Source organism: Pedobacter sp. R-06, from assembly GCF_049913135.1.
Taxonomy (GTDB): domain Bacteria; phylum Bacteroidota; class Bacteroidia; order Sphingobacteriales; family Sphingobacteriaceae; genus Pedobacter.
Map to the genome: position 1 here is coordinate 3,410,324 of NZ_CP183977.1, position 14,270 is coordinate 3,424,593.

6 protein-coding genes are annotated in these 14,270 nt (G+C 41.5%); 1 reads left to right on the forward strand and 5 read right to left on the reverse strand.

The features are described from left to right. Positions 1-30: 30 nt before the first annotated feature. The 5 genes from ACN9MR_RS13890 to ACN9MR_RS13910 all read right to left on the reverse strand — a co-directional run bounded on the left by ACN9MR_RS13890 (position 31) and on the right by ACN9MR_RS13910 (position 10,815). A complete protein-coding gene (locus tag ACN9MR_RS13890; RefSeq protein ID WP_426324428.1) occupies positions 31-2,481 on the reverse strand; it encodes a beta-galactosidase in 2,451 nt (816 codons plus the stop codon). A gap of 594 nt (positions 2,482-3,075) precedes the next feature. Next, on the reverse strand, positions 3,076-4,182 hold the full coding sequence (locus ACN9MR_RS13895; protein ID WP_426324430.1) for a glycoside hydrolase family 88/105 protein: 1,107 nt from the start codon (positions 4,180-4,182) through the stop codon (positions 3,076-3,078). Between the two features lie 99 nt (positions 4,183-4,281). Then, a complete protein-coding gene (locus ACN9MR_RS13900; RefSeq protein WP_426324432.1) occupies positions 4,282-5,949 on the reverse strand; it encodes a RagB/SusD family nutrient uptake outer membrane protein in 1,668 nt (555 codons plus the stop codon). A gap of 9 nt (positions 5,950-5,958) precedes the next feature. Then, positions 5,959-9,024: a SusC/RagA family TonB-linked outer membrane protein gene (locus ACN9MR_RS13905; RefSeq protein ID WP_426324434.1), complete on the reverse strand. Its 3,066-nt coding sequence runs from the start codon at positions 9,022-9,024 to the stop codon at positions 5,959-5,961. A 216-nt stretch (positions 9,025-9,240) separates the two neighbouring features. Continuing rightward, positions 9,241-10,815 carry a family 43 glycosylhydrolase gene (locus ACN9MR_RS13910; RefSeq protein ID WP_426324436.1) on the reverse strand — a complete coding sequence of 525 codons (1,575 nt, stop codon included), beginning with the start codon at positions 10,813-10,815 and terminating at the stop codon, positions 9,241-9,243. A 272-nt stretch (positions 10,816-11,087) separates the two neighbouring features. Between ACN9MR_RS13910 and ACN9MR_RS13915 the strand changes: the two genes are divergently transcribed. Next, complete coding sequence (locus tag ACN9MR_RS13915) at positions 11,088-14,270, forward strand: ligand-binding sensor domain-containing protein (protein ID WP_426324438.1); 3,183 nt, start codon at positions 11,088-11,090, stop codon at positions 14,268-14,270.

Consider the following 14,270-nt stretch of genomic DNA (forward strand, 5'->3'; position numbering starts at 1 on the left):
ACAATCTGATAACTAGATGATTGACTCAATCTAAGTTTCGTCGTTATTATAGCTGGAGATTTCCATTGCTCTGATTACGGCGCCGTTAACGGTTTGCCTTAAGCCGAGCGTAATGTTATTTTTCTCTCCCTTCTTAAGGTTTAGCCAACATTCCGGTATATAAAATTCCCTTTGTGGACCAGCCTCCCAATGGCGGCCTATGTTATGACCATTTATATAGATAAATCCATTACCTGAAGCATTGATAAGTAACCTCCAGGTTTTTTTACCAACATTTTCAGGCAGTTTAAATTCTGCACGGTACCAGGTTAAAAGTGCATTTTGTTTTCCTTTGGGTTGCAGGTTATTTCCTTTGCGCGGGATCTGAAAAGTAGTATCCAGTGGTACAGATTTCCAATTCCTGGCATCGAAACCCAAATCAGTAAATTTGTGCGTTACACCAGACAGATTAGTGCTATACTCCCAGTTTAGCTTTTTATTAATCATTGTAGTACCATCAGAAAGGCCTGCAACGCGGATACCACAAAGTTCTTCCATCGGAAAATACCCATGTTCATGTCCTATATTTTCATAAACCAGCCACACTTCATTACGGCCCTCATTCAGTAACCCCGTCAAATCAAATTGGTTATCGTATTCGGTTTCCTTTAAAAAGGTAAATGATTTATCGCGTTGGCGGGTAACCTCTGATACCCACTTTTCAGCAGGAAATATCCGGGGAGCAATTTTGCCATTAACTTCCATACTTATAATATCCCTAGAATAGGTATTAAACAACATTCGCTTATATTTGGTGGCTTCTTGTTTATTAAGCTCGAAGCCCGCACGGTAGCGTACGTATCGCAAATCGTTTATGCCCATCTCAGGCAAAGATTTTCCTTGGCTTAACGGAAGCCATTGGCCTTGTGCATCTTCATCGTATTGTTTCACTGATTTAAAGCGAAAGCTAACCGGAATAGACACTTTTGCTGTTGGTGCCCGATAAGACCACCAGATGCCTTTCTCAGCCCCAGCTGCTGGGGGAATGATCAGTACTTTTGTTTCTAGCGGTCCCAGATCGTAATGGATTAAAAGGTTGGCTATCATAGCCACTGTGGTATCGGCTTTATTTTTACTTTTGATCAGTACCTTATTTTCATCCTGGTCAATATTGTACATAGGCTGTCCGGCATCGTTTTTACCGGCTTTAACCGTTGCAGCACCGCTATGGCTTTGGTCTGTAGCGCTGTTGTGTATAAATATGAAGCGTGTTCCATCAGCAGCTATGCGTTGTGCACCTACAATTTCGGCTGGAGCACTTTCAAAGCTGCATACCCCGCCTTTTGAATTAATCAGTTCATTCCCATGCTTTTTGATAAAATCACCTAGATTTTGTGCGGCGTAATATTTTGGAGATAAAGCTCCGTTTTCACGGATCGCTGCGTTGTAATCATAAGTTGTGGTTTGCCCCCTGGCACCCCAGCCTGCAAAATGCGTTCCTCCAACAAACACATAAGGAAAAACACCTGTAGCACCTCCTGCAATTGACATCATTCCGATGGCATAAAAATGTTTGTCGTTGGAGTAATGGTCTTCGCTCAGTTTCCCACCTACGGTTGCAAACCAACCGCCTTGCAGTTCGGTAACGAATCCAGGGGCATTGGGTTGCTGTTGTTTCAGATCGCCCATACGCCTTGCACAACTAATGGCATCTTTCAGCCCTACATAATAATTATCGCAATCAAAAACCTGCGATAACAAGGGATCTTTACTTCCGCGGGTTTCCGAGGTCAGGCAGGTAAATACAGGTATCGTTATCCCAGCACCGCGTACACAGTTATACATACGCTGTAGGGCATGCGATTTATTTGTGGTTTTGTGTGCATTGTACTCATTTTCTATTTGAAAAAGAATAATTCCTTTCTTACCTCTTTGCTTTGCGGTAATCTGCTCTTTCTGAATAGCTTTACATACAGCTTTATACCAGTGATCGTGCCAGTCCAGATAGCGGTCGTCAGCACTTCGCAACCAGAAACCCTCCACATCGTCAGGACGATACTTAGCCAGCCAGCGTGGATAGCCTCCTCCTGCGAATTCGGCACAGATAAATGCGCCAGGCCGGATAACAGTGTAGAAACCAAACTCTTCCTGGGCCATATGAAGCCAATCCATAAGATCTTTAAAATTGACCTGAGAATAGTCGTTCAGCCCCTTAGGCATATTCAACTCACTCAGATTCCAGGGGATATACGTTTCAACGGTATTAAAGCCTGCTGCTTTTATTTTGGAAAAACGATCACGCCAAAGCGACTTGGGTGTACGGAAATAGTGGAAAGCAGCACTGTAAACAAAAGTTGGTTTACCATCTATGTATAAGCAGGCTCCATCGTACCTGACTTTATCAGGGAAGGGAAAAAGTTTCTGCCGCTGCAGATTTTGAGATTTTGATGACAGGGTGATTGCCATCATTATAAGGAACTGGAAAATTGTTTTTTTGAACATCCGAAAAAAATAGAGTTTAAAATCTAATCTGGGGAGAAGTAGATATTTTTACAATTGACAACTCAAAATGGAAATAATACTCTATTGGTTTGGACTTATTGATAAAAAGTTATCAACTATCAGGTATATTAGTACCTGAATCTTTACTGTAAACCTGTTGTTCGGAAAGTAAGCCGTGCACACAGTCTCGATTGCATGCGCAATAGCGATTAAACAATTATCGTCAATCTCTCTTGTTTATTCTTTTCTAATTCTGCTGAACGCCATCATCTTCACCTGTTCTATTACAGGGATAGATTTATGCTTCTTCCCAGGTTTTGATAGCGGTATCGTCGTTCAATATTTCGCTATGCATACTTTAAGCTGCATTTTTTGATCCTGGGTTGAGACGGTTGCTCAATTTTAAAAGATAGCCTGGGGCAATACCCCCAGGACTACCAGCTCGTGCACCCGCCGTCAGTATGAGATCAGCCGGCGTTATACCAAATACGGTGCACAAAAGTTTATTTTTTTTTATTAAACCAGACGATTACTTCACGTTAGCTGTTAAAAATTAAGATTACACGTGATTAATATTATTAAGTAATTCGGTACTTATTTTTCCAGCAATGCAAAAACGCACCACAGGTATGGAGATTGCCCGTGGGAGTCGCCAACATTCCGTGGGCGGTCGTAATAATACTGTTTATCATTCTTCTTATTTGTTCCAACGCAAACTTCTGCAACGTCGCCTTTTTCGTTGATGTACGGCACCAATGCCAGCCAGGCTTTTCGGGCCACAGGAGTATATTCCTGTTTATCCAACCAGCCATGTTTTACTCCGCTGATTAGTGCATAGGTAAACATTGCAGATCCTGATGTTTCAGCCCAACAGTCTGGCTCATCAATCAACTGGTTCCACATCCCACTTGGTCTTTGGTAATCTTTCAAGCTTTTCATCATTGTTTCATAGCCTTTAAGTATACGCGGACGGTCTTTATTATCTTCAGGTAACAACCGCAAAAGCTCCGTCATTCCTGCAGCCATCCAGCCATTTCCCCGCCCCCAATAAAACGGCACATCGGGTGCATGGTAGAAAAGACCGTTGGGCCGCTGTAATTCATCCAGATAAAGTACCATTTCTTTAGCTGCGCGATCTATATATTTTTTATCACCTGTAGCTTTGTAAGCCTGGGACTGAACAATAGTGATCATATACATATCATCTATCCACAAACGGGTTTGCCATGAAAAACCTTTATCAGCCCATTCCTTTTGCTGTAAATTTGCTTTTTGTGGAACGGCCCATTGGGTATCTGCATAAGGCATACCTAAGTCAAAATACTTTTTATCTTTGGTAATCTGGTACAATTCCAAAGGCAGGCTGCCGAACATATTCAAATCAACGTGGTTCATAATGGGCAATAGCTGCTTTTCTTCAGCGGTTAACTTCTCAAAACGCTCTTCCAGGCGCGACAAGAGCACTTTATCTTTTGTTAACTTAGCATATTTAAGTGCTCCGGTCCAATTGAAAGTTTCCGGATAGCTGATCCACTTCCCTGCGTGGAGCATGTGTTTTTTATCTAGAAAGCGGTAAGCTAAACGTTTTCCTACTTCTTTTGGGCCAAATCCTTCAGGAAAATCTTTCAGCAAATTGTTCTGTGCAAACAGGAACTGGAATGGAATTAAGAGTATAAATAGGGCAATTAATTTTCTACACATATAATTTTATAATTTGGTTAAAGTCTTTTTGGTTACAGGAAAAATTTTTCAACTTAGGATTTATCCTACTGGCAATTTGCATGGTAGTTTAGCCTGCGATTAATAACCTGGGTTTTGTTCCAATTTTGCACCATTATTTCGCTCGATTTCGGAAGCAGGGATTGGCCAGAGGTTATAGGTTGTTAAAACATCGTTATAATAAGGATTACATTTTTTTACGCGATCGTAAACCAAGCCCAGCCTCATCAAGGTAATCCGTCTTTTTTCTTCGGAGCCGAGTTCGCGCATACGCTCGTCCAAAATATAATCGATATTTACATTAGCCGGCAATACAGCCGATGCATTTGATCTGCTGCGTACTACATTAATATCTGCAGCTGCTTTATCCAGCTGGTTTAAACCCAGGTAAGCTTCGGCTCTTAACAGATATGTTTCTGCCAACCGGAACATATACTGATCAGCATAAGTTCCGCCTGCGCTTGCTTTAAGCAACAGCTGCGATTTATCCTGGAACATGCCATCAGGATGATCGCCTGGTGTGGTTACTTTTGATTGAAAAGCATAGAAATCTCTTCTTGGCACGGTTATACCCGCAGGTGGGTTGATGGTAGATATGGTTTGTCCGAAACGTGGGTGTGCAGGATTGGTTACTTTAAATTCGCGCACAAAATTAAAGGGCGCATTTCTAAGGTCGTTATTAAAATCGCTCTGCCAGATGACGTCCGAAAAATATTTGGTGGGTATTGCCCAACCAATTCCCCTGCCACCCGTATAATCGCTGATTGGGTACAAAAACGGTTGAACACTGCTGCCAGCGAGCCTGAAAGTGAGAAATTGCGGCGCAAAATGCCTTTCCATCTGGTAAGAACCACCAATGCCTGTAGAAACTGCCCCACCGCCCGGCACATCAGTTTCAAACTGGATTACCCATAGGGCTTCCCTGTTGGTTCCGTTTTTCCTGTTCTGGTTGCCCCTTTGAAAAAGATCCCAATACACATTTTTAGTAGCATCTGTTGATTTTACCCCAAACCTGTTGGTCATTAAACCCACATTCGGGTTGCCGATCACGCTTGTTGCTGCATCTACAGCGTTCTGAAACTGCCCTGCTGCCAGGTAAACTTCCGACAAAAGATGATAGGCAGCCAGGTTATTTACTTCTCCATCCTGTACCAGGTTAATGGACGGAAGATTGCTTGCTGCAAATTTCAGGTCGCTAATAGCCTGCTCAAGCACAGCTATTTTAGTGGCCCTTATATAATCTGTTTTAGGATTAACAGCCTCTGTAGTATTCAGGGGGACACCACCGTATAAATAGGCCAGCGTACGGTAAGCCAGGCCCCTGAAAAATTTTGCCCTGGCTTCCATTAATATCTTTTCGGGAGGAGTTAGTGACGAGCCCGGAATACGATCGATAATGGTGTTCGATTCTGCCACTATTTTGTATAATGAAGTCCAGTGAATTAACGGAATTTCTGTACTTAAGGGCGAATATGCAGCAACCATATTGGTATGCCTTGTAGTAGCCGGCTGACCGTCAAAAACCAGGTCGCAGCCAAAAACATAATCGAAAGGACGTTGTTCTCCACTGTTATAAAATTCGCTTCTTACACGGTTATATTGATTATTCAACGCCGCTTCGTAATCCTTTGCGGTGGTATAAGCATTATCTGTGATTAAGAAATCAAGTGGTTTTTCATCCAGAAAATCCCTTTTACAGGAGACAAATGAAATGGCAATAGCCACTATAATGAAGGTAATCTTTTTCATCGGTTTAATTTAAAATGTAACATTTAAGCCCACAGCATATCCTTTAAATACAGGTCTTCCATCATTCGTGAGGCCCTGATTGGTCTCCGGATCCCAGCCTTCCCAATTGGTCCAGGTGGCCAGGTTGCGTCCGCTTACAAACACATTCAGGTTCTGAAGTTTCATCTTTTCGATCAGTTTTCCGCTGAATTTATAAGAGAGTGATACATCCTGCAAACGCACGAAACTGCGGTTCTGGAAAAGTAGCGGATTTAACGTAGCCGATACAAATGACCGCGGATATTTACCATTTGGATTATCCGGTGACCAAAAATCTATCCCGCTCAGGTAATTGTTCCTGATGGCATTATCATCTCTGATGAGTCTTGGCGTATTGCCGGCGAGGTAAGATTTTGAACCGCCCTGAATAGAATTAAAGAAAATGCTCAAAGTAAAGTTCTTATACTGAAAGTTGTTTAACAGGCTCAACCGGTACGCAGGTGCAGACGATCCCAAAATGGCCCGATCACTGGCGTTGATCACCCCATCGCCATTCTGATCAACAATGCGGTAGGTGCCCGGTGAATAGCCTGTAGGTATCTTTTCGCCGATCTGGTAAATCCCGTTTACCTGGTAATCATAAATTACCGCGGTTGACTGCCCAACGAAAAGCCCACTTTGCGGAAGATCATCTTCAACTCCATCGCCATTAAGATCGCCCAAAAGCTTAACTATTTTATTGGTATTATGGGAAAAACTCAATGTAGAATTCCATTGAAATCCACCACTATTGATATTTTTTGAGTTTAAAGAAAGCTCGATGCCTTTGTTGTTCAGCTGTCCGATATTGGTTAGGAAATTATTAAAACCTGTTATTACCGGAATATTGACAGAATAAAGCAGGTCGGTAGTTTTCGTATTGTAATACTCCACTACACCCGATAACCTGTTCTTCAGGATACTAAATTCGAGGCCGAGGTTAGCACCAGTGGTACGTTCCCATCTTAAGTCGGGATTAGGCAGCGAATTAACCTGCTGCCCCAGTTGGGTTGAACCACCATCGCCAAAAACATACGATACCCCTAAACCAACAGCGGCCAATGATGAGTAACGGGAAGTTTGGTTCCCGGCCACACCATAACCTACCCTCAGCTTAAGGTTATCAACCCAGTTTACTTTAAAAAATGATTCTTTTGAAATATCCCAACCTACCGATAGGGATGGAAAAACACCATATTTATTATTTTCGGCAAAGCCAGAAAAGCCATCTCTCCTTATGGTACCGGTAAACAGGTACTTGCTTTCGTAATTGTAGTTTAAACGGAACATCTGATAATTAAGGGTTTCTTTCCATGCATTGGATATCGCAAACCGGTTAGTGCCCTGCTGTAGGTTATCGTAACCAAGGGTCAACCTCGAAAAACCTGTTGAGTAAGCCCTGGTATAGCTGTTATCGCGTTCAATGGCACCGTAAAGTAAAGTTCCGGTAAAGCTGTGCTTACCGATAACTTTATTATAAGTTAAAAGGTTATCAAAGGTATAATCGTAATAAGTGGTATTTTCTTTTGAAGCCTGCCCGGTAAGGTTAGAATCATACATATTTGAAATGTTTTTAAAATCTAGACGATAATTGTTACCAAAACTAATTTTATAGCTCAAGCCCTTAACAGGCAGCTGTACATTACCGTAAACATTGGCAAAGAAATAGTTGTGGCGGTCGTAATCATCAGCCTGATAGTTTAACAGCGGATTGGTTACATTTGTATTAAAAGGATTGATTTTCAGGTTTCCATTATTATCCCAGGGAAGGATTAAGGGCGACATTAAATTGATATCTACGAAATTTGGCTCTACCCCATCCTCATTCACAAAAGTCCCGAACGATTGCAGGCCAATGGTAAGCCAATCTGTTGCTTTGGTTTCGATGTTTGCCCTGATGGTTTTTCTTTTAAAAACATCGTTTTTGATAAATCCTGAATTTCTGGTTAAACTGCCCGATAAAAGGTAATTGATCTTATCAGTTCCGCCCGAAACACTAAGCTGGTTATCCACAATTGCGCCGGTTTTGGTAGCTTCATCATACCAGCTAAAATCATTGGGCAGCAGGTTTCCCTGCGCATCTTTCATCGATGCATCAACTTTGCTTACCAGATCGAATGCCGGATTTGGTTGCGTAAAATCAGGAGCAAGAAAGGCCTGGTCGTAGTATAAATATTTAATATGATCCAAATATTCATCTCTGGCCATCGGTTTTAAATCGATATTTGGTTTTTGGGTAGCATACTGAGAAGAAAAAGAGATTCTGGTTCTACCAATAGCTCCTTTTCTACTGGTAATGAGGATAACTCCATTTGCCGCCTGTGCTCCATACACTGCTGTAGCACTTGCATCTTTTAGCACATCTATCGACGCAATATCATCAGGATTAATTGAAGTTAATGAACCATTGTATTGTACGCCATCTAAAATAATCAGTACGTTTTGGTTCCCACCCAGCGTATTTTGCCCCCTAATGCTAATTCCTGGCGTTGAGCCGGCGCGGTTAACCTGCCCCACATTTAAACCCGGAACCGTTCCCTGTAAAAGGTTGGCCACGTTTGTGGTGGGTGCATTTCTAAAATCATCGAGATTAGCCCTCACTACCGATCCTGTTACATCGGCCTTCTTTTGGGTACCATAACCCACAACCACCACCTCATCAAGGTTGGCTTGTGAAGATTTTAATACCACATTGATGTTTTTAAGATTGCCTACCGTTACTTCCTCTACATCGTAACCGATATAAGAAAACAAAAGAACCGTTTGTTCATTGGGTACATTGATTTTGTACAAACCATTTTCGTCAGTTACAGCAGTCGTGGTGCCATTTTTTACCTTAACTGAAACCCCGGGTATAGGCGATTTTGTTTTTTCGTCTGTTACTTTACCGGTTATGCTAATATCGGCCTGGCTTATGCTTGTAAATCCAGGTTTTTTATTCAGCACCACAGCTGCATCAGCATTATTGCCCGCGTTCGCTGTTGTGGAAATGGCCAATATCACGACCTGCAAAAAAGTTACGGTTACAATTCCTTTGAGTAGAATTCTATATTTCATATTTGGTTAAATTATTGGATGTGCGAAACCTTATCGCAAATCGGCATAATTGGCTAAGTAGAATTTGCAAAGCGGTATGCAGGATTTTATATTTGGTTTCCTGGTATCAAAGTAAAAAAATGCGGTTTACAAATACTGTTCATTCCTTTGTCGTTTTATCTCAAATTAATACGGATGGTTTAGCACATTAAGCACTTATAAACAGCTACAATCCCATCATTCGCCCACAGGCACCGGAATATTCAGCCCCGTTGCCAGGGCAGTTCCAAAATTTGGTGAGCCGTCTGCATTCCAGGTTAACTTTTGCATCCTCGGCGTTCTGGATCCATTTGTGGTATTGGCAACGCTACGGGCATGGTAAATAAACCAGTTTTCGCTATGTATCACGCCATTCGGATCGGTATAACTGCTGGTAAAAAAACCGTTGTGACCTGGTCCATAAACTCCATTGGCATCGCTTTTAACAAATACCTGCTTTTTATTGATCCAATCACCAGGCACCATGGGGTCGCCACCATCTTTTAACTGTATCTGAGCCAAACAATAATTATCGCTGCTGTACCTGCTGGCAGAATAAATAATAAAAACCGGACTGTTGGCATCTTTTCTAAGCATGATCGGCCCTTCGTTAACACCCGCCCCCAATGAACCACTTGGTTCGTATTTTTCCCAATTGTTGGTTGGCGATGATATTTTTACCCTATCGCTACTAATTGTCCACGGATTGGACATCTGCGCAATGTAGATATACTGTTTGTACTTGGTGGCCACATTTTCCCATCCCGACCAAATAAAATAATTTGTTGTGCCTATGGTTAATACTGAACCATCAATAGCCCATTGATCACTCGGATCGCTTATTTTCCCTTTAAAAGTCCATGTACCGGTGGTAGGGTCGGCATTGGCGTTTTCCAGCACAAACATGCGGTGGGTAACGTCGCCTCCATCATTTGCGGCAAAGTAGAGGTACCATTTACCAGAAAGGAAATGTAATTCGGGCGCCCAGATATTGGAAGAATAAGCCGCACCAGCCGGAGGTGTCCACACCACAGTTTCTACTGCTGTAGATAACAACGACATCGATCTGGTTTTTCTCAGCCCGATATTATTACCCCGCGTATACATAAAATAATAATAGCCATCTTTTTGTGCAACATAGGGGTCGGCCCTGCTCGCATTGATCAGTGGATTCTGGAAATTGGTATCATGAAAATTAAACATCCCCTGCGTACCGGTTAGCGTAGTTTTCTGCCTGATTTTAGCGCCAGGGGTATTGCTTTCGGGATCAACGGCCATTTTCATCCCGGTAGCCTTGTTGGTTAAGGTAAATACATTATTGCTGCCTGTATAATCGATAGCCCATTGTTGCGCATCGCTGCCATCGTCTATACCTTGTTGTAAAATAGCGCCAGATGTTGTTGAAGGCGATTTTAAACATTTATTGCTGGTGATATTGATCAGTTTGCAATAAGTGGCATCTGTTTTCACCAGCTTCCATTTCTGTCCATTATTAGGAAACCACGACCATTGCTGTATGGCCGCATTTTCTGCCGTTGAGTTACCGGTAACCTCAACCACAGGCCCATCTGGTAAGGATGACATCCCTCGGATCCGATATATTGCCCCGTCAATTAAGGTGCCTAAAGGCGGTGCAGCAGCAATTACATTTAATGTGGCTAATTTTCCAACGTTGTTTTGGATGTGGTTCCTATCGTTTGATGGTCCTTTCTGACAAGAACCTGCTAAAACCACAAATGCGGCTGCCAAATGAATCAATAATTTATTTCTCATAAAAAATACTAAAACTGCAATGGCATGGTAAGCCGATGGAACAAATTTGCAGCAGGGTTATTAATTTGGTTAATTACAATCAAAGTAAAGGAATGATGCCTGTAAAATTTGTTCATCTTTTTGTCGATATGTCTCAAATCACTCCCAAAAAACCATACAAACAACTGATAATCAGATTACAACAAAACAACTATTTAAAATTGGATCATCAGGTACCAAAACAGTAGGTTACACAACAATCCGATTTACATATATTTGATATTAACTTGAATATGCGGTTGGTATTATTTTTCTTGTTATGGAGTACATGTTTTGCAGTTAGTACCTGCGAAGGGCAATCTTATTATTTTAAGCAATACCAGGCTGATGACGGCCTGGCCCATAACTCGGTAAATACGGTTATGCAAGATCAGAAAGGAATGATCTGGGTGGGAACCAGAGGAGGTTTAAACCGTTTTGACGGTTATACGTTTAAAACTTTTAAAAACGAAAAAAGCAGATTCGGAAATATCGGCAACAACATTATTGTTAGCCTTGCTGAAGATAAAAAGGGCATGTTGTGGGTAGGTACGGGCCGCGGTATTTTAAAATATGACCCCGTTAAAGAGGTGTTTACCCCGCTCGCACCCAGCATGAAAAAATACATCAATTCTATTTTGGTAGATTATCAAAACAACCTTTTCTTTTTAGCAAACAGGGTACTTTTTAAATATATACAGAAAGATAACAGGGTAATAGATCTAAGAATAAGTGCCTCCTGCATAGCCATTGATGAACACAGGAACATTCTGGTTGGGAATGATAATGGGGAACTGTTAACCTACAATCCTCAGACTGGCTCAAAAACCAGTGTAAAAATAATCGGCCAAAATGTACCCGCTAACCTTCGTTCAATCAGTAAAATATTTCCAACAGGGAATAATAATCTACTGGTGGGATGCTTTAAAAAGGGCTTAAAAAGCTACAATACCAAAACAGGCGCGATTAAATCATTGATTCTTAAAAATAACGATAATACCGATATTTATGTACGTGATATTACTGCGGGTGAAAACCAGGAATATTGGATTGCGACCGAATCGGGCATTTACATTTACAATTTAGCCACCAATGTTAACATTAACTTGCGTAAACGGCCAGGCGACCCTTACGCTATTACGGATAATGCCGTTTATACGGTTTGTAAAGATAACCAGGGAGGAATGTGGGCAGGTACTTATTTCGGTGGACTAAGTTATTTCTCGAAAAAAAATGCACGCTTTGAAAAATATTATCCCTTGCTGGGCACCAATTCCATTTCAGGAAATGCCGTAAGAGAGATCTGTCCGGATAATAAAGGCAATTTATGGATTGGTACCGAAGATGCCGGTGTGAACAAATTTAACCCCAAAACCGGAGTTTTTACCAATTATACCGCCAATGGTAAAGCAGGCAACCTATCCTACCCCAATATTCATGGTTTACTTGCCCTGGGTAATCAACTATTAGTGGGCCCGTTTTTACATGGCTTGGAAATAATGGACATCAACAAGGGAAAAGTTATAGACCATTTTAAAACCATTGGCGAAGAAAATGAACAGACGAGCGATTTTGTGCTTTCTATCCACCTTGCCAAAGACAGTACGATTTATGTGGGCACGGGATATAATATGGGGTCGGGCCTGTTTGTTTTTAATCAAAAGAAAAGAACATTTAAACGGATTCAACAGATTCCCGTAAATTCTTATGTTTACGACATCTGGGAAGATAGGTTTGGTAATATCTGGACGGGCAGCGTATCAAGCGGAGCATTTTATTACCACCCTAAAACCGGTAAACATGGTAACATTACTTTTGGCGACAAACTTAGCAAACAGCGCGTTCATGAATTTCCGGTATGTGGCATTATGGAAGATAGCAACCATGCCATGTGGTTTACCACTGAAGGTGGTGGCCTGATCAGGCTTAGTCCGGACAGGAAAGTTTTGAAAAAATTCACAACTGAAAATGGCCTGCCTACCAATATCCTGTTCCGTGTGCTCGAAGACAGCTCAAAACATTTATGGATAAGCTCGCTTAAAGGCCTGATCTGTTTTGATATGCAGACTGAAAAGTTTAAAATCTACACCAAATCAAATGGTTTAATTACCGATCAGTTTAACTTCAGTTCTGCTTATAAAGATCCGAATGGCAGGATGTATTTCGGATCAGTAAGGGGAATGATTTCTTTTAATCCAAAAGATTTTGAGCAAAAAGATACCGCACCACCTACTTTTATCACTGGGTTCCAGATCAATAATAAGGAAGTTCTTCCCAATGTTGAAAATAGCCCGCTAAGCAAATCAATTTCTTATACCGACACCATTGTACTTGCCCACAACCAGAACAATTTCAGCATCGAATTTGCTACACTCAACTACTCCTCGCCCGAAGTGACCAGGTATGAGTATGTAATGAAAGGCCTGGATCAGGCTACAACCTACCTGAGCAACAATAGAAAAGCTTATTTTACAGATTTATCGCCAGGTAGTTACACTTTTCAGGTGAGGGCAAAAAGCAACATAGACAGCTGGACCGGACAGGAGCGCCGCCTTTTTATTAAAATCCTTCCACCATTTTGGAAAAGTATTACGGCATACATTTGTTACCTGTTGATGATCGCAACCGGGCTTTTTCTCGCAATACGCTATTATCACCGTTATATCGAACGCAAAAACCTCAATAAATTACAGTTATTCGAACACGAAAAGGAAAAAGAGATTTATCAGGCCAAGATCGAATTTTTCACCAATATTGCGCATGAGATACAAACACCGCTAACCTTGATTTTAGGCCCTGTTGAGATGATGCTGGAGGAGGCAAAGGAGCAGCCCCTAAAAAACAGTTTGCTCATGGTCGAAAAAAATGCAAACCGACTGGCCAAACTGACCAATCAATTGCTTGATTTCCGCAAGACAGAAATGCACCAGTTCGGCTTAAATTTCGTCAATACCGATATCAATAACCTGTTAAAAGAACAAGTGAATGCTTTTGAGCAGGAGGCTCAAAAAAGCAATATTTCGCTTGATCTTGAACTGCCCAAAACGCACATCATTGCATTTGCCGATAGAGAGGCGTTGATAAAGATTTTTAACAATTTAATCTCAAATGCGATTAAATATGGAACAAGCAAAGTAATTGTTCGGCTCAGTACTTCTGATGAAACAAAGGGCCGTTTTAACGTTACTTTCGCCAATGATGGGAAAGGCATTCCACAGCAATACCGGGCGCAGATTTTCGAACCGTTTTTCAGGTTATATGGCAAAGATAAACCTGGCACTGGCATTGGGCTTTCGCTGGCAAAATCGTTGGCCGAACTGCATAACGGCTCACTCACGTTATTGGAAGGTGATGCTGACAAAGTGGTTTTTGAATTGGTTTTGCCTATACATCAAAAATTTGAATTTAAATTGAGTAGTTGGAAAAAGATAAAATAA